Here is a 25,805-nt window from a genome sequence, read left to right as displayed (position 1 = left end):
GTGATCAAAACCGTCAACCGGGTCCTGCTCGGCCTGGCAGGGCTGATCCTCGTCGTCGTCGGCGGCGCCGTCCTCGCCACGGGACTCGGCCTGTCCGCACCCTCCTGGTGGCCCTTCGGCGGCACGGACGACGTGCTGCTCAGCAAGGCCGACCGGACCAGGTGGCGTGACGAGGGCTGGTGGTGGCCCACCGTCATCGCGGTCCTCGCCGTCCTGGTCGTCCTCGCGCTGTGGTGGCTCCTCGCCCAGCTGCGCCGCGGGCGCCTCGCCGAGGTGCTGGTCGACAGCGGCGACGGCGAGGGAGCGCTGCTGCGCGGCAAGGCCCTGGAGGGTGTGATCGGCGACGAGGCCGGGGCGCTGGACGGGGTGTCCGAGGCCAAGGCCACGCTGACCGGCCGGCGCACCGCCCCGCACGCCCGCGTCCGGCTGCTGATGGAGCCGCACGCGGCCCCGGCACTGGTGCTGCGCGGGCTCTCCGAAGGGGCGCTGACCCACGCACGGACCTCGGCCGGGCTGGACGAGCTGCCCGCCGAGGTCCGGCTGAGGGCGGTCAAGCACCGCGCGGAACGGGTGACCTGACGGGCCGCCCCGGCGGCGCACCGCCGGGGGGCCGTCAGAAACCGTGCCGGGCGCCGCCGTCGACCGGCACCATGATGCCGGTCAGATAGGAGGCGGCCGGGGAGAGCAGGAAGGCCGAGGTCTTCCCGAACTCCTCCGGGATGCCGTAGCGGCGCAGCGGGATGCGCGCCTCGTTCGCCGTACGGGACGCGTCCGCGTCGCCGGACAAGGCGTCCAGCTCGCGCACCCGGTCCGTGTCGATCCGGGCCGGCAGGACCCCGACGACCCGGATGCCGCGCGGGCCCAGCTCGTCGGCGAGGGACTTGGCGAAGCCGGCGAGGCCGGGGCGCAGCCCGTTGGAGATGGTCAGGCCGGCGATCGGCTCGTGCACGGATCCGGACAGGACGAAGCCGATGACGCCACCCTCGCCGAGCGCCTCGGCCGCCGTACGGGCCAGACGCACGGCGCCGAGGAAGACCGACTCGAAGGCCGACTGCCACTGATCGTCCGTGTTGTCGGCGACGAAGCCCGGCGCCGGGCCGCCGACGCTGATGAGGATGCCGTCCAGCCGGCCGAAGCGTTCCTTCGCGGCGTCCACCAGCCGCCGGGCCGCCAGCGGGTCGGCGTTGTCCGCGGCGAGCCCGACGGCGTCGGGGCCCAGCTCCGCGGCGGCCTCGGCGGCGGTCTTCTCGTCACGGCCGGAGATGATCACCTTCGCGCCGTCGGCGGCGAGGGCGCGCGCGGTGGCGTTGCCCAGTCCGCGGGTCGCCCCGGTGACGATGTACACGCGGTCCTTCAGTCCAAGATCCATGGCCCTATCCTGCCAAGTCGTCACCGGCGAGGTCGACCGCGCTGTTCACCAGGCCGATGTGGCTGAACGCCTGCGGGTAGTTGCCGAGCTGGCGCCGGGCCACCGGGTCGTACTCCTCGGCCAGCAGTCCCACGTCGTTGCGCAGCTCCAGGAGCCGTTCGAAGAGGGCCTCGGCCTCGTCCCTGCGGCCCGTCCGGGTCAGGGCGTCGACCAGCCAGAACGAGCAGGCGAGGAACGCCCCCTCGTCGCCGGGCAGCCCGTCCACCGACACGCCCTCGGTGCTGTAGCGGCGGATCAGGCCGTCGTGGGCGAGCTCACGGGTCACCGCGTCGACCGTCCCGGTCACCCGGGGGTCGTCCGGCGGCAGGAAGCCGGTGCGCACGATCAGCAGAGTCGAGGCGTCCAGCTCATGGGAGCCGTAGTACTGGGTGAAGGTGTTGCGCACGGGGTCGTAGCCCTTCTCGCAGACCTCCGCGTGCACGGCGTCCCGCATCGCGCGCCACCGGTCGGCGTCGCCCGGCAGATCCGGATTCTCCTCCAGGGTGCGCACCGCCCGGTCGGCCGCGACCCAGGCCATCACCTTGGAGTGCACGAAGTGCCGGCGCTGCCCGCGGATCTCCCACAGCCCCTCGTCCGGCTCACGCCAGGTGGATTCCAGGAAGCCGAGCAGACTGAGCTGAAGGTTCCAGGCGTGCGGCTTGTCGTGGAGCCCGGCGTCGCGGGCCAGCCTGAGCGAGTCGATGACCTCGCCGTACACGTCGAGCTGCTGCTGCCGCACGGCGGCGTTGCCGATGCGGACCGGCAGCGAGTTCTCGTAGCCCCGCAGCCACGGCAGCTCCGTCTCGGGAAGTCTGCGCTCGCCGGCCAGCCCGTACATGATCTGGAGGTCCGCGGGGTCACCGGCCACGGCCCGCAGCAGCCAGTCCCGCCAGGCGGCCGCCTCCTCCATGTATCCGACCGAGATCATGGCGGCCAGGGTGAGCGTGGAGTCCCGCAGCCAGCAGTAGCGGTAGTCCCAGTTGCGTACGCCGCCGATCTCCTCGGGGAGCGAGGTCGTGAGGGCCGCCACGATCCCGCCGGTGGGGGCGTAGGTGAGCGCCTTCAGGGTGATCAGGGAGCGGAGCACCGCGTCCCGGTGCTTGCCGTGGTAGGTGCAGCGTGCCGCCCACTTCGCCCAGTCGGTGAGGGTGTGCTTCAGCGCCTTGTGAGGGTCGATCAGCTTGGGCCGGGGGGAGTGCGAGGGGTGCCAGGTGAGGACGAACGCCACGCTCTCGCCCTCGGCGACCGTGAAGGACGAGCAGGTGCTGAACTGCTGGCCCCATGTCTTCACCGGCGGCTCGCTGCGCAGCCAGACGGAGTCGGGGCCCGCGACGGCCACCCGGTGGCCGTGCGAGCGGCGCATCCACGGGACCACGGAGCCGAAGTCGAACCGCAGCCGCAGGACGGAGCTCATGTCGACACTGCCGCTGACGCCCTCGACGATCCTCATGACGTCGGGCGCCTTGTCGCGCTGCGGCATGAAGTCGATGACCTTGACGGTCCCGGTCCTGGTCTCCCAGAAGGTCTCCAGGACCAGGGAGTCGCCCACGTAGGCGCGCCGGGTGCAGGTCTCCGCGCTGTCCGTGCCCTGGGGGGCGATGCGCCAGTGTCCGTTGTCCTCGTCGCCGAGAAGGGCCGCGAAGCAGGCACCCGAGTCGAAGCGGGGCAGACAGAGCCAGTCGACAGAACCGTTCCTGCCCACCAGGGCGGCGGTCTGGAGATCGCCGATGATGGCGTAGTCCTCGATGCGTGGGGTCACGCCCTGGCGTCTTCCCGAACCTGAGCCCCGCTAAGCAGCGAAACCGGTGCGAACAGACGGATGCGGTCCAGGCCCTACGCGGTCGCCGGCTCCGGCTGCGCCGCGGTGTCGCCGTCCTTGTTCCGGGCGGCCTCCTCGCGGTCGCGCTTCTCACGGCGTACGAGGATGACCCAGCCGACCGGGACCCCGGCGGCGAAGAGCCACCACTGGACGGCGTACGCCATATGAGGGCCGATGGAGCTGTCGTCGGGGGCGGCGATCGTCTCGGGGCTGCCGTCGGCCGGTTCGGGGGCGGTCAGCTCGACGTACCCGCCGAGGACGGGACGGCCGAGCAGATGCGACTGCTGGGAGCTGTTGATCAGCATCACCTGGCGGTCGGGCAGCCCTTCGAGGTCCTTGATCCCACTGGCGCTCGTCGTCTCGTCCGCCTTGAGCCGTCCCGCGACGGTGACCTCGCCGCGCGGCGGTGCGGGAACCTCCGGGAAGGCCTGCTGGTCGTCCGCGGCCGGGACCCAGCCGCGGTTGACCAGGACGGTGCCGCCGCCCTTGAGATCCAGCGGGGTCAGGACCAGTACGCCGATGCGCTCGTCCTGCGAGGTGCGGCGGCGTACGACCACCTCGTGCTCGGTGTCGAACGTCCCGGTGGCCTTCACGGCACGCCAGTAGTCGGAGCGGGGGACCGTGTGCCCGGGAGAGGTGAGACGGGTGACGGAGACCGGGTCCGCATCGAGGTTCCGTGTGATCAGCGCGTTCTGCTCGACCCGGTGTTCATGCCGGTGCAGCTGCCAGAAGCCCAGCTCCACCATCGTGGGAATCATGGCGAGGACGAGGAGGGTGAGAATCACCCACTGCCGGGTCAACAGGAAGCGGTACACCCCATGACCGTACAACCGGGGTCATGGGGTGCGGCACGGAGGGTCCCCCGTGCGGACGGGGCGGCCCGTCATACTTTGTCCACGATGCCCGCCCTTCCCTCGGCGCGGGCGCAGTGGCCTCCGCAGTACCAGTGGCCGTCGACCTCGACGCCCTGGCCGATGACCTGGACCCGGCAGTGCTCACAGATGGGCGCCATGCGGTGAATGGCGCAGGAGAAGCAGTCGAAGACATGCACCGCGCCCTGCGCGTGCACCTCGAAGGACATCCCGTAGTCGTTTCCGCAAACCTCACAACGTGCCATGCGCCACAGGGTGGGACGCCGGACGGCGGCGGGCGAGCCGGCGCGGGGCGAGTCGCCCCCGGTTCACTCCGATGACGGTGACGGCTTCGGCACGACGACCGTCCTGGCCGGTGCCACGTCCCTCAGCAGATGGGTGAAGGCGCTCTCCTCCAGGATCGGGGTACCGAACGACTTCGCCTTCACCGTCTTCGACGTCGCCGAGTCCGGGTCGTTGGTGACGAGCAGGCTCGTCAGCCGCGACACGCTGGTCGCCACGTGCAGACCCGCCTCCACCGCGCGGTCCTCCAGCAGCTCCCGGTCGACCGAGGTGTCCCCGGAGAACGCCACCCGCATGCCCTGCATGAGGGGTTTGTCCGACTCGTAGCGCCCGGGATTCGGATACGGGCACGCGGGCCGCTTGCGCGAGGGGCGCCAGCTGCCCTGGCCCCCCGAGGGCCGGTAGCCGGCGCGCGGGGTGACCGGGGAGTCGTACCACTCCGTCAGCGGGCGGCACTCCAGCAGCGGCAGCCGCACCCCGCCCCTCGCCGCGGCGAGCAGGCTCGGCCGGAAGGCCTCGGCCAGCACCCGCGCGTCGTCCAGGGCGTGGTGCGCGCGCTCCTGCACCACGCCGAAGTGCGCGGCCAGCGACTCCAGCTTATGGTTGGGCAGGGGGAGGCGGAGCTCCTTGGCGAGCGCGATGGTGCACAGCCGCTGCTCGACGGGCGCGGTGACCGCCGCGCGTGCGTACTCCCGGGCGATCATCGACCAGTCGAACGCGGCGTTGTGGGCGACGAGCACCCGGCCGGCGAGCCGCTCGGACAACTGGGCGGCGACCTCGGGGAAGAGCGGGGCGCCTTCCAGGACATCGCTGGTCAGTCCGTGGATCCAGACGGGGCCGGGGTCCCGCTCGGGATTCACCAGGGTGTACCAGTGGTCCTCGACCTCGCCTCTCGCGTCCAGTCGGTACACGGCAGCGGACACTATCCGGTCGTCGCGGGCGAGTCCGGTGGTCTCCACGTCGACGACCGCGTACCCCTGGGGATACGCGGCCGGCCACGGCGCTGCGGTCTGACGGTCGTCGAGCATGGTCACAGAGAATACGGGCCGGGACCGACAGCGGCCTATCCGGGCGGTCCGCGCCGTGAACGTGGGGACGGCGCCGAGCAGTTGACCGGGACGCCGGAAACGCGGGTCGGGGATGCGCCCGGGGAGGGCGCGGTGAGACGCTCCCGGGGTGACGGACTCGGATGCGCGGACACATGACGAACCCCACGGAGGCGGGCTCGGCACCCGGCTCAACTGGCTGCGGGCCGCGGTGCTCGGGGCCAACGACGGGGTGGTCTCCACCGCCGGCCTCGTCGTCGGCGTGGCCGGGGCCACCGGGGCCCGCTCCACCCTGCTGACGGCCGGCCTGGCCGGGCTGCTCGCGGGGTCCATGTCGATGGCGGCGGGCGAATACGTCTCGGTGTCCACCCAGCGCGATTCGGAGAGGGCCGCGCTCGCCGTCGAGAAGCGGGAGCTGGAGGAGACGCCGGAGGCCGAGCTCGCCGAGCTGACCGGACTGCTGGAGGAGAAGGGGCTGAGCAACACCCTCGCCAGGGAGGCCGCCGTCCAGCTCACGCAGCGCGACGCGCTGCGCGCCCACGCCGAGGTCGAGCTGGGCATCGACCCGGACGAGCTGACCAACCCGTGGCACGCGGCGGGGGCGAGCTTCCTGGCGTTCACCGTGGGCGCGCTGCTGCCACTCCTGGCGATCGTGCTGCCTCCCACCTCCGTGCGGCTGCCGGTCACCGTGGTGTCGGTGCTCGCGGCGCTGGCCCTCACCGGCTGGTGGAGCGCCCGCCTGGGCGAGGCACCCGTACGGCGGGCGGTGCTGCGGAACATGGCCGGGGGAGCGGTGGCCATGGGGGTGACGTACGCGGCGGGGGCGCTGCTGGGGGCGGCGGGGGTCTGAGTGCGGCTTCTACACCTCCCGCAGGACGTGCTCGGGTGGGAAGAGCTCGGTGCCCGCGGTGACGGTGTCGGAGCCGATGTGGAGCGTGAGCCCCTCGGTGCCCGCCAGGGGCGCCAGATCGATCGGCCCGTCGTCGGCCGTGGTGTACAGGTACAGATGGGCCAGAGCCGGGAGCTCCCGCAGGGGCGCCAGGCCCTCGGTGAGCCAGCAGTGGTTGAGGACCAGGGTGCGCAGCGCGGTGAGGCCCGTGAGCAGGGACAGGTCCGGGAGCGCCAGCCGGCCGAGGTCAAGCCGGGTGAGGCGCTGGAAGAACGGCTCCCGGCCCACGTGCCGAAGATGCCGCAGGTCGTGCAGGCCGAGCTCGTCCAGCTCAGTGAACCGCTCGGCGCCCTCCAGCGTCAGCCCCCCGACCTCGCTGCCCAGGAACAGCGACCTGAGGCGCCTGCTCAGGGCGAGCTCGCCGAGGCTCTCGACCGGAAAGCGGTGGTTCAGGTTGAGCTCGGTGATCTCCGTGAGCGGCTCCAGGTGTTCCTTCGGCACCCCGGGATTCAGCCGGACCAGCGACAGCCAGGTCAGCGAAAGGTCCGCCAAGGGGCTGAGATCGCTGATCCGGGGACACATGCTCAGACCCACTTCGGTGAGCGACGGCATCGAGGCGAGGGGCTCGATGCCGGTCAGTGCCTCGTTGTCGTAGACGAAGAGCCTCCGCATCTCCTGCCTGGGGATCAGGGAGGAGAGATCCCCGTGGTCGCCTTGGAGCCGGATACGCCGGGCCACCGGGATGTGGCGCAGGGCGGCCAGTTGCCGGTCGTCGGTCACGGACACGCCGACCTCGTCCCACGTCCGCCCCGCGAGCACCTCCCGGGCGTAGGCGTCGGTGTCGAAGGAACCCCAGGCGTCGGTCAGTTGGGCGGCGACCCACTCGCGCTCGTCGTCCCGGTAGCGCTTGATCACCTCGTACGCCGCGTCACCGCCGACGAGTGCCGCCGTCAGGACGACATAGCCCGCCGCGTACGCACCCGGTACCTCGTCCGGTCCCGGCAGCAGTTCCAGGACCAGTTCGCCGACCCCCGCCAGCTCCTCCGCCTCCGCCCGGCTGCGCGGCGGCAGCAGGGCCGCCGTCTGCTGCTGCACCTCGGCCCGCACGGCCGGGTCCAGCTCCGGCGCGTGCTCCAGGCTCGCCGCCGCCAGCAGCACGAGCCGGTGCCGGTGCTTGCGCGTCTGGTCCGCGCGCTTCAGCAACTGGCGCAGGAGCCGGGCCCGTTCACCGGGGCGGGCATGGCCCACGGCCATCTGGACCACGTCGTGCCACTGGTCGTCGTGCGCGTGCTTGACCAGCACACCGAAGTCGCGGGCCTCCACGGCGGCCTTCGCCCCGAGGTAGTCCTGGAACGTCCGGTGCACGAAGCCCACCGCCCGCGGGGCGGGTTCGCGCAGCAGGCCGCTCCGGATCAGCAGGTGCGCGAACACCTCCTCGGCCGTGCCCCGGACCTGGGGCATCGCCGTCAGCCACTCGGCCACCATGGACAGGGCCTCGTCGCGGTCCGCCTCCGCCTGGCCGTTACGGATCAGCCAGTACGCCAGCCGCTGCAACAGCGCCGTCTGCTCCTCCCGGGTCAGGTCGACGCCCTCGACGCCGATGATCTCGCGCTCCGTGTCGCGCCGTACGAGCAGCATGTCCAGCGCGGCGTCGTACAGCTCCTTACGGGCCCGGGGCAGCTGCATCCGCCGGTCGCGGTTCAGCGCGCAGAGCAGGGCGCACATCAGGGGGTTCGTCGCGAGCCGTCCGAGGTCGAGACGGGTCGTGACCGCACGCCGCAGCGAGGCCTCGTACACGTCGAGCCGCTCGCGCTCCTCCGGGGCCAGGCATTCGGAGCGTGCGGCCGCGTGCCAGTGGCCGATGAACGCGAGGAGGTCCTTCCGTTCCATGGCCAGCAGGGAGTGCGCCTCGAATCCGAAGCCGGCCAGCCAGCTCTCCGGCACGGCCGACGGGCGGGTCGTCACCACGTAGCGGGACCTCGGGTAGGCGGCGATCAGGTGCTTGAGCCACATCTCCGTACGGTGGCGCAGGCGCGCCGGAACCTCGTCGACACCGTCGACCAGGACCAGGCCCCGCCCTTCCGTCAGCAACCCGTCGACCCAGCCGGCCGGCTCCGCGCCGTGCAGCGGTACGCCGGCCGCGCGCAGAAAGTCCTCGGGAGTGGGCAGCGCCCCGTGCTGGGTGAAGGCGCGCAGCCGCAGGACGAACGGCACGCAGCGGTTCCAGTCGTCCAGGCCGCTGCCGAACGTGCGGCGGGCCGCGTTCAGCGCCAGCCACTGCACCAGCGTGCTCTTGCCGGACCCGGCAGGGCCGCGCAGCAGCAGCCGGTCCGTCCCGGACAGCGCCTGCTCCATGGAGAGCGTGGCCGGCGCGGCGTGGTCCAGCACCCTCTGCCCGGTCTCTCCGCTCACGCTCAGGCTGATGTACGCCGTCTCCAGCGGCCATTCGCTCGCCGAGCGGCCGAGCGTCAGCCCGAACAGCCCCATCCGGCTGTTCGTCGTGGCCACGAAATCGGCGTACCGCTGCTCGAAGGCGAGAGCGGCGGCGTCCGGCCGGGGGCCGACCCGGCTCCGTACGTCCTCCACCAGCTCCCGCGTCCGCGCACCCGCCCGGGTCTGTTCCACCGCCGCACGCGCGGCGAACGACGGGTGTGCGGTCAGCTGCTCGACGAGGTGCTCGCAGCACCGGCCGAGCACCTCCTCGTACAGCTCTGCCGCGCGCGGCGCGAGCCCGGCCGCGGGCGCCGACAACTCCGCCCGCAGTCGGCCGGCGTCCAGGCCGAGTGCGAACAGCCGCTCCGCGTCCAGGTCGCCGGCCGTGGCGAAAGCGGCGTGCACGGAGTCGAGCGCGGCGAGGCGCTCGTGCTCGGGCAGGTCCGCGTACCGCTCGGTGAGCCGGCCGCCGAGCACCTCCACCAGCCGGTCCGGCTTCGCGGGGCGGGGGAGCGGCCGGACCGGGTCCGGGACCAGCCCGGCGCCGGGCCTGGGGGTCAGCAGTGATCTGGCGACCGTCCCGATGACCGTGGTGGCCAGGCGGATCAGCGCAACCTCCGTACCGCTCACGTGCGTTCCTCCCCCTCGACGGCGCGCGTGCCGGAAATCCTACGACCGGGGAGTTGGCGGAACCCGCCAAATCCTGATGACGCCGGGTCTCACATACTTGTCGGTAACAACGTCTATGCCCGGCACCTCGTGGGGCTCTACGGTGCTCGCATGGAGCCGAACCTGCCCGATGTCGTGCTGTGGTCGATCCCGGCCTTCGTCCTGCTCACCGTCCTCGAAATGGTGCTCCACCGGCTCCACCCGGACGAGGAGGCCGCCGGTTACGACGCCAAGGACGCCGCCACCAGCGTCACCATGGGACTCGGCAGCCTGGTCTTCGACCTGCTGTGGAAGATACCCATCGTCGCGATCTACGCGGCCGTCTACGAGCTGACCCCGCTGCGCGTCCCCGTCCTGTGGTGGACGGTCCTTCTGATGCTGCTCGCCCAGGACTTCTTCTACTACTGGTCCCACCGTGGCCACCACGTCATCCGGATCCTCTGGGCCTGCCACGTGGTCCACCACTCCAGCCGGAAGTTCAACCTCACGACGGCGCTGCGCCAGCCCTGGACCTCGCTGACCGTCTGGCCGTTCTACGTCCCGCTCATCGCCTGCGGGGTCCACCCGGCCGCGCTCGCCTTCTGCTCCTCGGCGAACCTCGTCTACCAGTTCTGGGTGCACACCGAACGGATCGACAAGCTGCCGCGGCCCTTCGAGTTCGTCCTCAACACCCCCTCGCACCACCGGGTCCACCACGCCTCCCAGGGCGGATACCTCGACCGGAACTTCGGCGGGATCCTGATCGTCTGGGACCGGCTCTTCGGCTCCTTCACCGCCGAGACCGAGCGGCCCGTCTTCGGACTCACCAAGAACATCGCCACCCACAACCCGCTCCGCGTCGCCACCCACGAGTACGCCGCCATCGCCCGCGACGTACGGGCGGCCACCACCTGGGGCGAGCGGGCCGGGCGGATCTTCCGCGGACCGGGCTGGCAGCCGGCGCGCCCCGCGGACGCCGCCACGACCGTCTCCGTGAAGCCGCGCCCCGCCACCGAGCGCACCGGATGACGCCCCGCGCGGGTGCGCCCCGGCTCGTCCGCCCGCTGCTCGTCGCCTTCCTCGCCGTGGCGGCCGTCGACCTGGCCGGACTCCTGGCCGGGGTGCAGAGCGCCCATCTCGTCGCCAAGCCGCTGCTGATGCCCCTGCTCGCCGCCTGCGCGGCGGCGCGCGGCGGCCCCCGGCTGCTCGTCGCCGCCCTGCTGTGCGGCTGGGCCGGGGACGTGCTGCTGATGCCCGACTCGGAGGCCGCCTTCCTCGCCGGGATGGCGTGCTTCGCCGCGGGCCACGTCTGCTACCTCCTGCTCTTCGGCCGCGCCCGGATCCGGCCGGCCGCGGGACTCGCGTACGCCGCCGTCCTCGTGGCCTTCCTCGCCTACCTCTGGCCCGGGCTGCCGGGCGAGCTCCGGCTCCCGCTGACCGGATACAGCCTGCTGCTCGCGGCCATGGCCTGGCGGGCCGGCGCGCTCGGACGGTACGCCGCGCTCGGCGGCGCTCTCTTCCTGCTCTCCGACGCGCTCATCGCCACCGGCATCGCCGACCGGCCGCAGCTCCCCGCCCACGATTTCTGGATCATGCTGACCTATCTGGCCGCGCAGTACCTGCTCACCAGGGGAGCGCTCGACGGAACGGCGGATTCCACCGGCGCCGCCCCCGGGGCGTACCGTGAGGGGAGTATCAGAATCTGAGACGAGCGAGGACCCCCACGCATGCGCGCCACCGTGATCCATGCCCCCCACGACATCCGTGTGGAGGAGGTGCCCGACGCCACGGTCCAGCAGCCCACCGACGTGGTCCTGCGGGTTCTGAGGGCCTGCATCTGCGGCAGTGACCTGTGGGCCTACCGCGGGGAATCGGTCCGTCAGCCCGGTCAGAGGATCGGCCACGAATTCCTCGGCGTCGTCGAGGAGGCGGGCTCGGAGGTCAGGGGCTTCGCCGTCGGCGACCTCGTCGTCGCCCCCTTCGTCTGGTCCGACGGCACCTGCACGTACTGCGCCGAAGGCCTCACCACCTCCTGCCCCCAGGGCGGCTTCTGGGGGTCGGTGGGCTCCGACGGCGGGCAGGGTGAGGCCGTCCGTGTCCCGTTCGCCGACGGCACCCTGGTCAGGCTCCCGGCCGCGGCCGCGTCCGACGACCGGCTGCTCACCGCGCTCCTGGCACTCTCCGACGTCCTGGGCACGGGCCACCACGCCGCGCTCGGCGCGGGCGTGAAGCCGGGCAGCACCGTCGCGGTCGTCGGCGACGGCGCGGTCGGCCTGTGCGGGGTCATGGCGGCCAAGCGGCTCGGCGCCGAACGGATCATCGCGCTGGGCCGCCACCAGGCCCGTACGGACATCGCCCGCGCCTTCGGCGCCACGGACGTCGTCGCCGAGCGCGGCGAGGCGGCGCTCGCGGCCGTACGGGAACTGACGCGGGGAGAGGGCACCCACGGGGTGATCGAGGCGGTGGGCACCGAGCAGTCGATGCGTACGGCCATCGGCATCGTCCGCGACGGCGGCTCCATCGGCTACGTCGGGGTCCCGCACGGCAGCGGCACCGGGGTCGACCTCGGCGACATGTTCGACCGCAACATCGCGCTGCGGGGCGGCGTCGCCCCCGTGCGGACGTACATCCCGGAGCTGCTCCCCGACGTGCTGGACGGCACGATCGACCCGTCGCCGGTCTTCGACCTGTCGGTCGGTCTTGACGGGGTGCCGGGCGGCTACAAGGCGATGGACGAGCGCACGGCGCTCAAGGTCCTCATCACGCCGTAGCAGCACGCGGGAGGGGCCGGGGACAGCTGTCCCCGGCCCCTCCCTCATGCCTTACCCGCGGACCGCGTCCAGCGCGTCCACGACACCGGCTCCGTAGAAGCCGTTGTACTGCTTGCCGCCCTCGCAGACCGCGTCGACGGTGCCGTCACCGTCGATGTCGTACGGGGCTCCGCACGCGGTGGCGTCGGCCTGGTGCGTCAGCAGCGCCTTCACCACGCCCGCCGAGGCCCGCGGGTGGGTCGACTTGATCAGGGCCGCGACACCCGCGACGTGCGGGGACGCCATCGACGTACCGGCCTTGTAGCCGAATCCGCCGCCGGGCAGCGTGGACAGGATCAGACCGTTGTTCGCCGGCGCCTCGGGCGCCTGGTAGCGCGTCGAGTCACCGCCGGGGGCGGCCACGTCGATGACCCCGAGACCGTAGTTCGAGTAGGAGGACTTGAGGTTCTTCGCGCCGGTCGCGGAGACCGTCACGACACCCGGCAGCATGGTCGGGATGTCGGGGCAGGCGCTCGGGTCGACCGTGCGGGTGACCGTCGTCGTGTCGTTGGGGCTCGTCGTGTCCTCGATGGCGTCGAGGGCCAGGTCGTGGTCGGAGTTGCCGGCCGCGGCGACGTTCACGACGCCCTTGCCCTCCGCGTAGCGGGTGGCGCGGGTGACCGCCTCCACCAGGGCGCCCTGGTCGGGGTCGTTCTTGCAGTTGAAGAGCCACGGGTCGGTGTAATAGCTGCTGTTCGTCACGTCGACGCCGTGCTCGGCGGCCCAGACGAAGCCGCAGACGACGGCCTCCGTGTAGAAGAAGCCGGCCGGTGTGGACACCTTGATGCCGGAGACCTTCACGCCGGGCGCGACGCCGGTGACCCCGGTGCCGTTCTTCGCCGCGGCTATGGTGCCCGCGACGTGCGTGCCGTGGTCGCTCTCACCGGCCGCGGGCCGCCAGGCGCCGTCCGTGGTGTCCGGGGCGCCGGACACACAGTTCACCGAGGCCTCGCGGTCGAAGTTGGGGGCCAGGTCCGGGTGCGTGTCGTCGACACCGGTGTCGATGACGCCGACCGTGACCTTGCTGCTGCCGAGCGACTTCTTGTGCGCCTGGTCCGCCTTGATGGCCGGCAGGTCCCACTGCAGCGGCTCCAGCGGGTCCTGGCCCGCCACCGCGTCCTCCGACGCCGCCTGCGCCTGCGCGGCGGTGAGGCGCTGTTCGACGCCGATGTCCTTCGTCGCCTGCGGAACGATCGGGGCGGTGCGCGTGGCACCCGCCGACCGGACGCCCCTGGCCTTGCGGATCGTCGCGCCGAAGTCCGGGTTCTGCGAGTGGACGACGATGACGCCTATCTTGTCGTACGACGTCACGACGGTTCCGCCGGCCGCGGATATCGCCTTCCGCACCTGCTTGACGGTGCCGTGGCCTGCCTGCGTGTTCACGACGTAGGACAGCTTGGGGCCGTCCGCGGGAACCACCGCCGCCGGCTCGTCCGCGGGTGCCGCGGCCGCGGTCCCCGCCGGGAGGAAGCCGAGCGAGGCCGTGAGCGCGAGTCCGACGGGCAGCGTGAGTACGCGAGTCCGTCTGGATGCCAGATGAGCCATGGGTTCTCCACATCATCCGTGCCGTGGGCCGGACACCGGTGTGTCCGTCCGGTACATGACGAGTGAAGTTATCGCTGATCATCCCGGCACATCAATGAATACGGGCAAGTGAGTTCGAGGTGTGACCTCCGGGAGTCGCGTCGAGGGGAGCCGGCCCGAGAAGACCGAACCTGCGGTGAACCGCTTCGCCGCGCTCTCCGTGCCGTTGCACAGGGAGTCGTGTGATCAGCCCCCCGCCACCCGAAAGCGCAGAGGACTCCCCGTGAAATCCACCGTTCCCACCACCGCACCCGCGTCGCGAGGAGAATCCGTGGCCACCGAAGCACCGCCGCCCCAGACCCCTGAGGGCGGCAGTCCCGTCCAGCCCACGACCGAGGCGTTCCTCAAGGAGCAGAACAGCCCGGAGTTCACCGAACTGCGCCGCTCCCACCGCTCCTTCGCGTTTCCGCTGACCGTCGGCTTCATCGCCTGGTATCTGCTGTACGTGCTGCTCTCCAGCTACGCCGACGACTTCATGAGCAAGATCGTCTTCGCGAACTTCAACGTCGCCTTCGTGTTCGGCCTCGCCCAGTTCGCCACCACGTTCCTCATCGCCTGGTTCTACTCGCGCCACGCCACGAACAAGCTCGACCCGCAGGCGGCGGCCATCAAGTCCCGTCTGGAGGCCGACGCATGAGCGCCGCGCACACCCCGCACGCCGTGATCCAGCTCGCCGCCGAGGCGTCGTCGACGAGCGAGCACCGGCCGCTGATCATCACCCTCTTCGCGGTCTTCGTCGCGGCGACCCTGGGCATCACCGTCTGGGCCGGCCGGCAGACCAAGAGCGCGTCGGACTTCTACGCGGGCGGGCGGCAGTTCACCGCCTTCCAGAACGGCCTCGCCGTCTCCGGCGACTACATGTCGGCGGCGTCCTTCCTCGGCATCGCCGGCGCCATCGCCCTCTTCGGATACGACGGCTTCCTCTACTCCATCGGCTTCCTCGTCGCCTGGCTCGTCGCCCTGCTGCTCGTCGCCGAACCGCTGCGCAACTCGGGCCGCTACACCATGGGCGACGTCCTCGCCTACCGGATGCGGCAGCGGCCGGTGCGGACCGCCGCGGGCGTGTCCACCATCGTCGTGTCGATCTTCTACCTGCTGGCCCAGATGGCGGGGGCCGGCGTCCTCGTCGCCCTGCTGCTCGGCATCACCAGCGACGCGGGCAAGATCCTCATCGTGGCGCTGGTCGGCGTGCTCATGATCCTCTACGTCACCATCGGCGGCATGAAGGGCACCACCTGGGTGCAGATGGTCAAGGCGGTGCTACTCATCGCGGGCGCCCTGCTGATGACCCTGATGGTGCTGTGGAAGTTCGACTTCAACGTCTCCGACCTGCTCGGCACCGCCGCGGAGAAGAGCGGCCAGGGCTCGGCGTTCCTGGAGCCCGGCCTGAAGTACGGCGTCACCGACGTGTCCAAGCTGGACTTCATCTCGCTCGGCATCGCGCTCGTCCTCGGCACCGCCGGACTCCCGCACATCCTGATCCGCTTCTACACCGTCCCGACCGCCAAGGCCGCCCGTAAGTCCGTGAACTGGGCCATCGGCATCATCGGCGCCTTCTACCTCATGACGATCGCCCTCGGCTTCGGCGCCGCGGCACTCATCGGACCCGAGGAGATCAAGGCGAAGAACCCGGCGGGCAACGCGGCGGCGCCCCAGCTCGCCGAGTACCTCGGCGGCCTCGGCACCACCGGCGGCGCGGTCATGCTCGCGGTCATCTCCGCCGTCGCCTTCGCGACGATCCTCGCCGTCGTCGCGGGGCTCACCCTCGCCTCCTCGTCCTCCTTCGCCCACGACATCTACGCCAACGTCATCCGCAGGGGGAAGGCCACCGAGAAGGAGGAGATGCGCGCGGCCCGGTGGGCCACCGTCGCGATCGGCATCGTCTCCATCGGCCTCGGCGCGATGGCACGCGACCTGAACGTCGCCGGACTCGTGGCCCTGGCCTTCGCCGTCGCCGCGTCGGCCAACCTGCCGACCATCCTCTACAGCCTCTTCTGGAAGCGCTTCACCACCCAGGGCGCCCTCTGGTCCATCTACGGCGGCCTCGCCTCGTCCGTCCTCCTGGTGCTCTTCTCCCCGGTCGTCTCGGGCAAGGCCAGCTCGATGTTCCCGGACGTGGACTTCGCCTGGTTCCCCCTGGAGAACCCCGGCCTCATCTCCATCCCGCTCGGCTTCCTCCTCGGCTGGGTCGGCTCGGTCCTCTCCAAGGAGGAGCCGGACAAGGGCAAGTACGCCGAACTCGAGGTCAAGTCCCTCACCGGCACCGGTGCGCACTGACCGGTCCCGCCGTGCCGGCCACGCCTCCACGGGGCCCTGTCGTAGAGACCTACGACGGGGCCCCGTCGCACCTCGTGTCAACCGATCCCCCGCGAAGTCACAGGCCTCGCGTAGTCTCGGAGGTGTCAGACCGCAACCGCGGACATCACCGGGGGAGGGGGCCCACAGTGCTCATCGACACCTACGGCCGGGTCGCCACCGACCTGCGTGTCTCACTGACCGACAAGTGCAATCTCCGCTGTACCTACTGCATGCCCGAAGAAGGCCTGCAGTGGCTGTCCAGGACCGAGCTGCTCAGCGACGACGAGATCGTCCGGCTCATCCGGATCGCCGTCACGGAGCTCGGCATCACCGAGGTCCGCTTCACCGGCGGCGAGCCCCTGCTCCGCCCCGGGCTCGTCTCCATCGTCGAGCGGTGCGCCGCCCTGGAGCCCCGCCCCAGGATGTCGCTCACCACCAACGGGATCGGACTCAAGCGCACCGCAGCGGCACTGAAGGCGGCAGGCCTCGACCGGGTCAACGTGTCCCTGGACACCCTGCGCCCGGACGTCTTCAAGACGCTCACCCGCCGCGACCGGCACAAGGACGTACTGGACGGGCTGGAGGCCGCTCGCGAAGCCGGACTCACCCCCGTCAAGGTCAACTCCGTCCTCATGCCCGGGCTCAACGAGGACGAGGCCCCCGACCTGCTCGCCTGGGCCGTGGACAACGCCTACGAGCTCCGCTTCATCGAACAGATGCCGCTCGACGCCCAGCACGGCTGGAAGCGCGACGGCATGATCACGGCAGGCGACATCCTCGCCTCGCTGCGCACGCGCTTCACCCTCACCGCCGAAGGTGACGGGGAGCGCGGATCGGCCCCCGCCGAGCGCTGGACCGTGGACGGCGGCCCGCACCGCGTCGGCGTCATCGCCTCCGTGACCAGGCCCTTCTGCGGAGCCTGCGACCGCACCCGGCTCACCGCCGACGGACAGGTCCGCACCTGTCTCTTCGCCCGCGAGGAGACGGACCTGCGCGGCGCGCTGCGTTCCGACGCGCCGGACGAGGAGATCGCCAGGATCTGGAAGCTCGCGATGTGGGGCAAGAAGGCGGGCTCCGGCCTCGACGACCCGACCTTCCTGCAGCCCGACCGGCCCATGTCAGCGATCGGTGGCTGAGGACTCCCACTCCGCGAGCGTCACGACATCCTTCAGGAAGCCGCGCACACCGAGGAACGAGGAGAGGTGCTCCCGGTGCTCGTCGCAGGCCAGCCAGGTCTTGCGGCGCTCCGGGGTGTGCAGCTTGGGGTTGTTCCAGGCGAGCACCCACACGGCGTCGGCGCGGCAGCCCTTGGCGGAACAGACCGGTGCGCCGGTGGCGCTCTCGGCGGAAGTCTCGGGGAAGTTCACGGCCTCAACCCTAAGCGCTCCCGCCCGGGGCCTCCGCGACGCATCCCCGCCGGAGAATGGCGACGCCGAGCAGCCACGGGGGGAGCTGCCCGGCGTCGGTCCGTCGCTCCGACGGGGGATGCGGAGCGCACCCGAAGTATGCCACGGAGGTCAGGGTCAGGTGCACCGGAAGTCATGATTGATCTGAGCTTTTCTTGAGCTTCGCGGAGCGCTTCCGCTCAGCCCGCGGGCCGCGTACCGCCCCCGCCGCCGGCCGGCCCGGGATCCGTGACCGGCTCCGGAGCGGGCTCCGCGGGGCCGGCCACGGGGGCCGCGCCGAGAGCAGGCCGCATCGGTGCGGGCACGAACGTCGTAGGAAGTGAAGGGGCGTTCTCGCGACCGGCGTTGGCGATGACCACCGCGACATAAGGGAGCAGAACGCCCAGAGCGAGCGCCACCACGGCCACATGCCTCTCGACATTCCACAGGGTCGTGGCCAGCACCACGGAGACGGTGCGCACGGACATCGAGATGATGTAGCGCCGCTGCCTGCCCCGCACGTCGTCGGCAAGTCCCTGGCGGGCGCCGGTGATCCGGAAGACCTCCGTACCGCTCTGCTTCCGCATCGTGATTCCACCACCAGATCTCTGTGCCGGACTTCCCCGGACGGTGCGCTCCTACGGTACGCCCGCCGTCCGCCTCCTTCGAGACCGGGGCGAGTCCCGCACGGCCGGGTCCGGACGGCGCTCCCACGTACGGCCCTGTCCGGCATGCGACGTATGCCCGGCGGGTCGAGACTGAGCTGACGTGCGCACTACCGCGCCGCACGAGGAGGCGATATGAGCTGGTTGTGGGCAATCATCGTAGGTCTGGTGCTTGGTGTGATCGCCCGGGCGATCCTGCCGGGGAAGCAGGACATCCCCCTCTGGCTGACGGTGGTGTTCGGCATCCTCGGCAGCATCCTCGGCAACGCCGTGGCCACGTGGATCGGGGTCAACGACACCAAGGGGATCGACTGGATCCGCCATGTGCTGCAGCTGATCGGTGCCGTGGTCGTCGTAGGCGTCGGCGACATGGTCTGGCAGTCGATCCGAGGTAAACGGGGCCACAGGCAGCGAACCTGACCCCCGGTACGGCACAGCACCGCGGCCGGCCACGCTTCAGGCGTGACCGGCCGCGGTGCTGTGCTCGTCGGCGTCAGCCGGCGGTGACCTCGACGGCGGCCAGGTTCTTCTTGCCCCGGCGCAGGACCAGCCAGCGCCCGTGCAGCAGCTCCTCGTGTGCCGGAGCGCTCTCCCCGTCGGTGACCTTCGCGTTGTTCACGTAGGCCCCGCCCTCCTTGACCGTGCGGCGGGCGGCCGACTTGCTCGCGGAGAGCCCGACCTCGACCAGGAGGTCCACCACCGGGCCCAGCTCGGTGACCCGGGCGTGCGGCACCTCGGACAGTGCGGCGCTCAGCGTCGCCTCGTCCAGCTCGCCGAGCTCACCCTGGCCGAACAGCGCCTTCGACGCCGCGATGACCGCCGCGCACTGCGCGCCGCCGTGTACCAGCGTCGTCAGCTCCTCGGCCAGCGACCGCTGCGCCGAACGCGCCTGCGGGCGCTCCTCGGTGAGCTGCTCCAGCTCCTCGAGCTCCTCGCGGCTCTTGAAGCTGAGGATGCGCATGTACGTCGAGATGTCCCGGTCGTCCACATTCAGCCAGAACTGGTAGAACGCGTACGGCGTCGTCATCTCCGGGTCGAGCCAGACGGCCCCGCTCTCGGACTTGCCGAACTTGGTGCCGTCGGCCTTCACCATCAGCGGCGTGGCCAGCGCGTGCACGGCGGCCCCCGGCTCCAGGCGGTGGATCAGGTCGATCCCCGCCGTGAGGTTGCCCCACTGGTCGCTGCCGCCCTGCTGGAGGGTGCAGCCGTAGCGCCGGTACAGCTCCAGGTAGTCCATGCCCTGGAGGAGCTGGTAGCTGAACTCCGTGTAGCTGATGCCCTCCTGCGACTCCAGCCGGCGGGCCACCGAGTCCTTGGTGAGCATCTTGTTGACCCGGAAGTGCTTGCCGATGTCCCGGAGGAACTCGATCGCGGACAGGCCCGCGGTCCAGTCCAGGTTGTTCACCATCGTGGCGGCGTTCGGGCCCTCGAAGGTGAGGAAGGGCTCGATCTGCCCGCGCAGGCGCTGGACCCACGCGGCGATGGTCTCCGGGTCGTTCAGCGTGCGCTCCGCGGTCGGCCGCGGATCTCCGATCTGACCGGTCGCCCCGCCGACCAGGGCGAGCGGCTTCAGCCCGGCGAGCTGGAGCCGGCGCATGGTGAGCACCTGCACCAGATGGCCCACGTGCAGACTCGCCGCGGTCGGGTCGAAGCCGCAATAGAAGGTGACCGGGCCGTCCGCGAGAGCCTTGCGCAGTGCGTCCTCGTCGGTGGACTGGGCGAACAGCCCGCGCCACTTCAGCTCGTCGACGATGTCCGTCACGGTCGTTTTCTCCTTGCGGGGTTCGATTGGGTGTCCGGTCAGTCTATGGGGGTCATACGCCCCGGCTGACCGAGCTCATGTGGAAGTCGGGGACGCGCAGCGCGGGCATCGCGGCCCGGGTGAAGTAGTCGCCCCACTCGCGCGGCAGCGTCTTCTCCGTACGGCCCGCCTCCGACGCCCGGGACAGCAGTCCGACCGGCGACTCGTTGAACCGGAAGTTGTTGACCTCGCCCAGGACCTCGCCGTCCTCCACCAGGTACACGCCGTCCCGGGTGAGGCCGGTCAGCAGCAGGGTCGCCGGGTCCACCTCGCGGATGTACCAGAGGCAGGTCAGCAGCAGGGCCCGGCCGGTCGTCGCGGCCACCATCTCCTCCAGGGACCGCTCACCGCCGCCGTCCAGGACGAGGTTGTCCATCGAGGGGGCGACCGGCAGGCCCGTCAGCTCCGCGGAGTGACGGGTCGTGGTCAGCCGCTCCAGCCTGCCGTCCTTGATCCAGTCCGTCGGGGCCAGCGGCAGCCCGTTGTCGAAGACCGAGGAACCGTCCCCCGACGCGTGCGCGATCACGAAGGGGGCCGACTCCAGCCCCGGGGCGTGCGGATCGCTGCGCAGGGTCAGCGGCAGCTCGGAGAGCGTCTCGCCGATCCTCGTACCGCCGCCCGGCCGGGAGAAGACCGTCCGGCCCTCCGCGGCGTCCCGCGCGCCCGCCGACCAGTACTGGTAGATCAGCAGGTCGGCCACCGCGGTCGGCGGCAGCAGCGTCTCGTAGCGCCCGGCAGGCAGCTCGATCCGGCGCTCCGCCCAGCCCAGGCGCTGCGCAAGCTCCGCGTCCAGGGCCGCCGGGTCGACGTCCTTGAAGTCCCGGGTGGCCCGGCCCGCCCAGGCGGAACGGGTCCGGTCCGGGGACTTGGCGTTCAGCTCCAGCGTCCCGTTCGGCTGGTCGTGGCGCAGCCGCAGCCCCGTCGACGTACCCAGATACGTCGAGCTCAGCTGGTGGTGGGCGAAGCCGTACAGCTCACGGCCGCCCGAGCGGGCCCGCGCGAAGGCGTCGCCGAGCGCCGGGGCGAAGTCGGCGAAGACGTCGGAACCGGTCTCGGCCGGCGGCTCCGTGAAGTCGGCGGACACCGGCACCCCGGACACCAGCGGCTGCGCGTCCTCGGCCGGACCGGCACCACGCGCGGCGGCCTCGGCGGCCCGCACCAGCGGTTCCAGGTCGTCGGCCGTGACGGCCGAGCGGGACACCACACCCGATGCCGTTCCCTCCGCGCCGTCCACGGTCGCGATCACGGTCAGGGTCCGCCCCCGCGTCACGCCGTTCGTGGTGAGCGCGTTGCCGGCCCAGCGCAGATTGGCGGAGGAGTTCTCGTCCGCGACGACGACGCAGCCGTCGGCGGTGGACAGCTCCAGTGCGCGCTCGACGATCTCGTACGGCTTGCTGACGCGGCTCATCGCCCGGCCTCCTGCGTCGTGTTGAGGATGTTCACGCCTCGGAAGAGGGCGGAGGGGCAGCCGTGCGAGACGGCCGCGACCTGACCGGGCTGGGCCTTGCCGCAGTTGAAAGCGCCGCCCAGGACGTAGGTCTGCGGGCCGCCGACCTTCTCCATCGAGCCCCAGAAGTCCGTCGTCGTCGCCTGGTAGGCCACGTCCCGCAGCTGGCCCGCCAGCCTGCCGTTCTCGATCCTGAAGAACCGCTGCCCGGTAAATTGAAAGTTGTACCTCTGCATGTCGATGGACCACGACCGGTCGCCGACCACATAGATCCCGCGCTCCACCCCGCCGATCAGGTCCTCCGTGGAGAGCCCGCCCGGATCCGGCCGCAACGAGACGTTCGCCATGCGCTGCACGGGGACGTGCTCCGGCGAGTCGGCGTACGCGCACCCGTTGGACCGGCCCAGGCCCGTCAGCTTCGCGATGCGCCGGTCCGTCTGGTAGCCGACCAGGGTGCCGTCCTTGACCAGGTCCCAGGACTGGGCCTCGACGCCCTCGTCGTCGTAGCCGACGGTCGCGAGCCCGTGCTCGGCGGTGCGGTCACCGGTCACGTTCATCACGGGGGAGCCGTACGTCAGCTTCCCCAGCTGGTCGAAGGTCGCGAACGAGGTCCCCGCGTACGCCGCCTCGTAGCCCAGCGCCCGGTCCAGCTCGGTCGCGTGGCCGATCGACTCGTGGATGGTCAGCCAGAGATTGGACGGGTCGACCACCAGGTCGTACGTCCCCGCCTCGACGCTCGGCGCCCGCATCTTCTCGGCCAGCAGCCCCGGGATGCGCTCCAGCTCCGCGTCCCAGTCCCAGCCGGTGCCCGTGAGGTACTCCCAGCCCCGGCCCACCGGCGGAGCGATCGTCCGCATCGAGTCGAACTCACCGGTCGTACCGTCCACGGCCACCGCGGTCAGCTGCGGATGCACCCGCACCCGCTGCTGGGTGGTGACCGTGCCGGCGGTGTCCGCGTAGAACTTGTTCTCGTGGACCGTCATCAGCGAGGCGTCCACGTGTGCGACCCCGTCGGCCCGCAGCAGGCGCGCGCTCCACTCGGCGAGCAGCCCGGCCTTCTCGGCGTCGGGTACGTCGAAGGGGTCCCGCTCGTACGCCGACACCCAGGTCCGCTCGCCGTGCACCGGCTCGTCCGCCAGCTCCACGCGCTCGTCGGAGCCGGCCGCCGCGATCACCTTCGCGGACAGCTTGGCCATGGCGACGGCCTGCGAGGCCACCTTCGCCGCCGCGTCCATCGTCAGGTCCACCCCGGACGCGAACCCCCAGGCCCCGCCGTGCACCACCCTGACCGCGTATCCGGTGTCGGTGGTGTCCGACGTCCCGGACGGCCGGGCGTCCCGCAGCCGCCACGAGGCGCCGCGCACCCGCTCGAACCGGAAATCCGCGTGTACGGCGCCGAGCGCACGGGCGCGGGCGAGAGCCGCGTCGGCGAGGGCACGCAGCGGCAGGGCCAGGAACGACTGATCTACCTCGTGGGCCACGCGGGCCTCCCCTTCTCCACCTCTGTAAATGTCTCCGCAGTGAATCATGGGGGGTCGCGGCCTCCCCGTGCTCCGGTTTTACGTTGCCGTGTCCCGGCCGGACCGTTCTGTAGGGATCCAACAGTCGCGGCCCGGCGGCGCTGTCAGAGGCCGATTCCTTGGATGAGGGGTGGTACCGATAGGTTTTCGATGTACCAGACCGCCAAGGAAAGGGTGATCCGTTGAGCCGCTCGGTTCTCGTCACCGGAGGAAACCGGGGCATCGGCCTCGCCATCGCCCGCGCCTTCGCCGACAACGGCGACAAGGTGGCCGTCACCTACCGCTCCGGAGAGCCGCCGCAGGCGCTCACCGAAGCGGGCGTCCTCGCGGTCCGGTGCGACATCACCGACACCGAGCAGGTGGAGCAGGCCTACAAGGAGATCGAGGAGAAGCACGGTCCCGTGGAGGTGCTGGTCGCCAACGCCGGTATCACCAAGGACCAGTTGCTGATGCGGATGACCGAGGACGACTTCACGTCCGTGGTCGACACCAACCTCACCGGCACCTTCCGCGTCGTCAAGCGGGCCAACCGCGCGATGCTGCGCGCCAAGAAGGGCCGTGTCGTCCTCATCTCCTCCGTCGTCGGCCTCCTCGGCTCGGCCGGACAGGCCAACTACGCGGCGTCCAAGGCGGGCCTGGTCGGCTTCGCCCGGTCGCTGGCCCGTGAGCTCGGCTCGCGGAACATCACGTTCAACGTCGTCGCACCCGGGTTCGTCGACACCGACATGACCCAGGTGCTCACGGACGAGCAGCGCAAGGGCATCGTGTCGCAGGTGCCGCTCGGGCGCTACGCGCAGCCCGCCGAGATCGCCGCCGCGGTGCGCTTCCTCGCGTCCGACGACGCCTCGTACATCACTGGAGCCGTCATTCCCGTTGACGGCGGATTGGGCATGGGTCACTGATCACCATGAGCGGAATTCTCGACGGCAAGCGCATCCTCATCACGGGTGTGCTGATGGAGTCGTCCATCGCTTTCCACGCCGCGAAGGTGGCCCAGGAGCAGGGCGCCGAGGTCATCCTGACGGCGTTCCCCCGGCCGACGCTGACCGAGCGCATCGCCAGGAAGCTCCCGAAGCCCGTCAAGGTCCTCGAGCTGGACGTCACCAACGACGAGCACCTGGAGCGCCTCGCCGGCCTGGTCAAGGAGGAGCTCGGCTCGCTCGACGGCGTCGTGCACTCCATCGGCTTCGCGCCGCAGGACGCGCTCGGCGGCAACTTCCTGAACACCCCGTTCGAGTCGGTCGCCACCGCGATGCACGTCTCGGCGTTCTCGCTGAAGTCGCTCGCCATGGCCTGCAAGCCCCTGATGAACGACGGCGGCTCGATCGTCGGCCTCACCTTCGACGCGCAGTTCGCCTGGCCGCAGTACGACTGGATGGGCCCGGCCAAGGCGGCGCTGGAGGCCACCTCCCGCTACCTCGCCCGTGACCTCGGCAAGGACAGCATCCGCTGCAACCTGGTCTCGGCCGGACCGCTCGGCTCCATGGCCGCCAAGTCCATCCCGGGCTTCGGCGAGCTCGCGGACGTCTGGAACCACCGCTCCCCGCTGGAGTGGGACATGGCCGACCCCGAGCCGGCCGGCCGCGGCATCGTGGCGCTGCTCTCCGACTTCTTCCCGAAGACGACGGGCGAGATCATCCACGTCGACGGCGGCGTGCACATGATGGGCGCCTGACCCGCCCGGTCCCACCGACGGCCGCGTACCCCTCGCCGGGGCACGCGGCCGTCGCGCGTGCCTCCGGCCCTCCCGGCGCTCAAGTCGAAAAGATGGCCGTTCCACCGCAGAATGTGGGGGAACCGGACTTTTGGTCAGGCTGTGGGGAGGAGATCGTTGTGCGCTCCACACGTCGCCGGACCTGGGCCCTGCTCGCAGCGGCGGCCGTGGTCGCGGGGCTCCTGGCCCCGGTGGCCGTCAGCGCGGCCAACCGGGCGGGGAGCGGCGCGGCCGCACCCCTCGCACCGGAACCGGAGCCCTCGGGCGCCGAATGCCGTACGTCGGTCGAGGGATCCCGGGTGGTCGCCTACTGCCACAACCCGTACCCCACGACCGATCTCGTCCGGCTCCACACCGAGTGCGCGCGCTGGTGGGACGTCGACGCCGACGGCGTGGCCGTCGCGGTGCAGCCGGGCCGGACGGTCAAGCTCGAGGACCGCTGCTGGAAAGAGGTCGGCTCGGCCTGGGTCAGCCACTCGGCGTCGTAAGGACGGGGAGCTCAGACCCGCTCCCGCAGGCAGTCCAGCGCGTGGGCCGCCGCCTCGGCGGCGGCCGTCTCCGCGTCCCCCGCCCGGATCGCCTCGACGAGCCGCGCGTGGTCCATGAGCTCCTGCGGCCCGAGCTTCGAGCCCACGTCGTCGCGCAGGTAGTCACGGAGCAGGTCGTTCAGGTCGGCGTAGAGCTCGGTCAGTACGTCGTTGTGCGAGGCCGCGACCACGGCGAGGTGCAGTGTCGCGTCGGCGGCCACGAAGGCCTCCGCGTCCCCGGACGCCCAGGTCTCCTGGCGCCGGACCATCAGCGCGTCCAGCTGCCGCAGGTCCCGGTCCGTGCGGCGCAGGGCGGCGAGCCGGGCCGCCGAGGACTCCAGCGTGGAGCGCAGCTCGGCGACGTGCCGGGGGTCGGCGTCCGCGAACCGGCGGTGCATCACCCCGGCCAGCTCACTGGTCGCCACCACGTACGTGCCGGAGCCCTGGCGGATGTCCAGCAGCCCGTTGTGCGCCAGGGCGCGCACCGCCTCGCGCACCGTGTTGCGTGCGACCCCGAGCTGCTCGACCAGCTCGGGCTCGGTGGGGATCCGTGAGCCCACGGGCCACTCGCCCGTGGTGATCTGGTTCCTCAGCTGGGCAATCACCTGGTCGGCGAGAGCCGAACGCCGCGTGGACGTCAGCGCCATGGTGCTCCTT

Annotated in this window: 25 protein-coding genes; 12 read left to right on the top strand and 13 right to left on the bottom strand. The window is 71.4% G+C overall.

Translation table 11 applies throughout. The features are described 5' to 3' along the window. Complete coding sequence (gene amaP / locus ACIP63_RS00225; RefSeq protein ID WP_401509991.1) at nt 1-579, top strand: alkaline shock response membrane anchor protein AmaP; 579 nt, start codon at nt 1-3, stop codon at nt 577-579. Nucleotides 580-613: 34 nt separating this feature from the next. On the opposite strand, the gene ACIP63_RS00220 is transcribed toward amaP, so the two are convergent. From ACIP63_RS00220 to ACIP63_RS00200, 5 genes are all read right to left on the bottom strand, one after another. Further along, the gene (locus tag ACIP63_RS00220) at nt 614-1,369 is read right to left on the bottom strand and encodes an SDR family oxidoreductase (protein ID WP_401509989.1); all 756 of its coding nucleotides are present in this window, start codon (nt 1,367-1,369) and stop codon (nt 614-616) included. 4 nt (nt 1,370-1,373) lie between these two features. After that, nucleotides 1,374-3,167 carry a glycoside hydrolase family 15 protein gene (locus ACIP63_RS00215; RefSeq protein WP_401509987.1) on the bottom strand — a complete coding sequence of 598 codons (1,794 nt, stop codon included), beginning with the start codon at nt 3,165-3,167 and terminating at the stop codon, nt 1,374-1,376. Nucleotides 3,168-3,241: 74 nt separating this feature from the next. Further along, complete coding sequence (locus ACIP63_RS00210) at nt 3,242-4,042, bottom strand: SURF1 family protein (protein ID WP_401509985.1); 801 nt, start codon at nt 4,040-4,042, stop codon at nt 3,242-3,244. A gap of 68 nt (nt 4,043-4,110) precedes the next feature. Further along, nucleotides 4,111-4,344 carry a hypothetical protein gene (locus ACIP63_RS00205; RefSeq protein ID WP_073747930.1) on the bottom strand — a complete coding sequence of 78 codons (234 nt, stop codon included), beginning with the start codon at nt 4,342-4,344 and terminating at the stop codon, nt 4,111-4,113. Nucleotides 4,345-4,407: 63 nt separating this feature from the next. Further along, entirely contained in the window at nt 4,408-5,415 is a 1,008-nt protein-coding gene (locus ACIP63_RS00200; RefSeq protein WP_401509983.1) for a DEDDh family exonuclease, read from the bottom strand. Nucleotides 5,416-5,557: 142 nt separating this feature from the next. On the opposite strand from ACIP63_RS00200, the gene ACIP63_RS00195 reads away from it, so the two are divergent. Next, nucleotides 5,558-6,277 (top strand): VIT family protein, encoded by a 720-nt coding sequence (locus ACIP63_RS00195; protein WP_401509981.1) that lies wholly within the window; start codon nt 5,558-5,560, stop codon nt 6,275-6,277. A 9-nt stretch (nt 6,278-6,286) separates the two neighbouring features. Here the strand turns inward: ACIP63_RS00195 and ACIP63_RS00190 are convergent, their stop codons facing one another. Continuing rightward, nucleotides 6,287-9,379, bottom strand: coding sequence for an NACHT domain-containing protein (locus ACIP63_RS00190; RefSeq protein WP_401509979.1), 3,093 nt, complete (start codon nt 9,377-9,379; stop codon nt 6,287-6,289). A gap of 150 nt (nt 9,380-9,529) precedes the next feature. Here ACIP63_RS00190 and ACIP63_RS00185 point away from each other — a divergent pair, with 150 nt between their 5' ends. The 3 genes from ACIP63_RS00185 to ACIP63_RS00175 are packed head-to-tail and all read left to right on the top strand — an operon-like array spanning nt 9,530 to nt 12,168. Next, nucleotides 9,530-10,426 carry a sterol desaturase family protein gene (locus tag ACIP63_RS00185; RefSeq protein WP_401509977.1) on the top strand — a complete coding sequence of 299 codons (897 nt, stop codon included), beginning with the start codon at nt 9,530-9,532 and terminating at the stop codon, nt 10,424-10,426. After that, nucleotides 10,423-11,103: a lysoplasmalogenase gene (locus ACIP63_RS00180; protein WP_401509976.1), complete on the top strand. Its 681-nt coding sequence runs from the start codon at nt 10,423-10,425 to the stop codon at nt 11,101-11,103. Before ACIP63_RS00185 ends, ACIP63_RS00180 begins: the two co-directional genes overlap by 4 nt. 21 nt (nt 11,104-11,124) lie before the next feature. Continuing rightward, nucleotides 11,125-12,168: a zinc-dependent alcohol dehydrogenase family protein gene (locus ACIP63_RS00175; RefSeq protein ID WP_401509974.1), complete on the top strand. Its 1,044-nt coding sequence runs from the start codon at nt 11,125-11,127 to the stop codon at nt 12,166-12,168. A gap of 51 nt (nt 12,169-12,219) precedes the next feature. Here ACIP63_RS00175 and ACIP63_RS00170 read toward each other — a convergent pair whose 3' ends face one another. Then, nucleotides 12,220-13,752, bottom strand: coding sequence for a S8 family peptidase (locus tag ACIP63_RS00170; protein WP_401509972.1), 1,533 nt, complete (start codon nt 13,750-13,752; stop codon nt 12,220-12,222). A 310-nt stretch (nt 13,753-14,062) separates the two neighbouring features. On the opposite strand from ACIP63_RS00170, the gene ACIP63_RS00165 reads away from it, so the two are divergent. From ACIP63_RS00165 to moaA, 3 genes are all read left to right on the top strand, one after another. Continuing rightward, entirely contained in the window at nt 14,063-14,428 is a 366-nt protein-coding gene (locus ACIP63_RS00165; protein WP_401509970.1) for a DUF485 domain-containing protein, read from the top strand. Next, complete coding sequence (locus ACIP63_RS00160; protein ID WP_401509968.1) at nt 14,425-16,068, top strand: cation acetate symporter; 1,644 nt, start codon at nt 14,425-14,427, stop codon at nt 16,066-16,068. The genes ACIP63_RS00165 and ACIP63_RS00160 overlap by 4 nt, the downstream gene beginning before the upstream one ends. Nucleotides 16,069-16,235: 167 nt before the next feature. Further along, on the top strand, nt 16,236-17,225 hold the full coding sequence (gene moaA, locus ACIP63_RS00155) for a GTP 3',8-cyclase MoaA (RefSeq protein ID WP_401509966.1): 990 nt from the start codon (nt 16,236-16,238) through the stop codon (nt 17,223-17,225). Here the strand turns inward: moaA and ACIP63_RS00150 are convergent. Then, nucleotides 17,208-17,456, bottom strand: coding sequence for a hypothetical protein (locus ACIP63_RS00150; RefSeq protein ID WP_401509964.1), 249 nt, complete (start codon nt 17,454-17,456; stop codon nt 17,208-17,210). The genes moaA and ACIP63_RS00150 overlap by 18 nt on opposite strands. A 218-nt stretch (nt 17,457-17,674) precedes the next feature. Continuing rightward, on the bottom strand, nt 17,675-18,061 hold the full coding sequence (locus tag ACIP63_RS00145) for a DUF3099 domain-containing protein (protein ID WP_401509963.1): 387 nt from the start codon (nt 18,059-18,061) through the stop codon (nt 17,675-17,677). 213 nt (nt 18,062-18,274) lie between these two features. Between ACIP63_RS00145 and ACIP63_RS00140 the strand changes: the two genes are divergently transcribed. Continuing rightward, entirely contained in the window at nt 18,275-18,559 is a 285-nt protein-coding gene (locus tag ACIP63_RS00140) for a GlsB/YeaQ/YmgE family stress response membrane protein (protein WP_401509961.1), read from the top strand. 73 nt (nt 18,560-18,632) lie between these two features. On the opposite strand, the gene tyrS is transcribed toward ACIP63_RS00140, so the two are convergent. From tyrS to ACIP63_RS00125, 3 genes are read right to left on the bottom strand one after another with little or no spacing between them, the layout of a single operon-like run. Beyond that, nucleotides 18,633-19,901 (bottom strand): tyrosine--tRNA ligase, encoded by a 1,269-nt coding sequence (gene tyrS / locus ACIP63_RS00135; RefSeq protein ID WP_401509959.1) that lies wholly within the window; start codon nt 19,899-19,901, stop codon nt 18,633-18,635. Between the two features lie 52 nt (nt 19,902-19,953). Next, the gene (locus ACIP63_RS00130) at nt 19,954-21,348 is read right to left on the bottom strand and encodes a metallopeptidase TldD-related protein (protein ID WP_401509957.1); all 1,395 of its coding nucleotides are present in this window, start codon (nt 21,346-21,348) and stop codon (nt 19,954-19,956) included. Continuing rightward, nucleotides 21,345-22,868 carry a TldD/PmbA family protein gene (locus ACIP63_RS00125; protein ID WP_104790081.1) on the bottom strand — a complete coding sequence of 508 codons (1,524 nt, stop codon included), beginning with the start codon at nt 22,866-22,868 and terminating at the stop codon, nt 21,345-21,347. Before ACIP63_RS00125 ends, ACIP63_RS00130 begins: the two co-directional genes overlap by 4 nt. 221 nt (nt 22,869-23,089) lie before the next feature. Between ACIP63_RS00125 and fabG the strand changes: the two genes are divergently transcribed. The 3 genes from fabG (at nt 23,090) to ACIP63_RS00110 (ending at nt 25,109) form a co-directional block, all read left to right on the top strand. Next, nucleotides 23,090-23,809, top strand: coding sequence for a 3-oxoacyl-[acyl-carrier-protein] reductase (gene fabG, locus ACIP63_RS00120; RefSeq protein ID WP_099175996.1), 720 nt, complete (start codon nt 23,090-23,092; stop codon nt 23,807-23,809). 5 nt (nt 23,810-23,814) lie between these two features. Next, the gene (gene fabI, locus ACIP63_RS00115) at nt 23,815-24,582 is read left to right on the top strand and encodes an enoyl-ACP reductase FabI (protein WP_401509956.1); all 768 of its coding nucleotides are present in this window, start codon (nt 23,815-23,817) and stop codon (nt 24,580-24,582) included. Between the two features lie 158 nt (nt 24,583-24,740). Further along, entirely contained in the window at nt 24,741-25,109 is a 369-nt protein-coding gene (locus ACIP63_RS00110) for a hypothetical protein (RefSeq protein ID WP_401509954.1), read from the top strand. An 11-nt stretch (nt 25,110-25,120) separates the two neighbouring features. Here the strand turns inward: ACIP63_RS00110 and ACIP63_RS00105 are convergent, their stop codons facing one another. Beyond that, nucleotides 25,121-25,795, bottom strand: coding sequence for a FadR/GntR family transcriptional regulator (locus tag ACIP63_RS00105; protein ID WP_401509952.1), 675 nt, complete (start codon nt 25,793-25,795; stop codon nt 25,121-25,123). Nucleotides 25,796-25,805 lie beyond the last annotated feature (10 nt).

Origin of the sequence: Streptomyces sp. NPDC088746 (genome assembly GCF_044751065.1) — a bacterium.
In the GTDB taxonomy this organism is placed as follows: Bacteria; Actinomycetota; Actinomycetes; order Streptomycetales; family Streptomycetaceae; genus Streptomyces.
The sequence above is the reverse complement of the archived record's forward strand: the minus strand, read 5'-3'. Positions and strand labels throughout refer to the sequence as shown.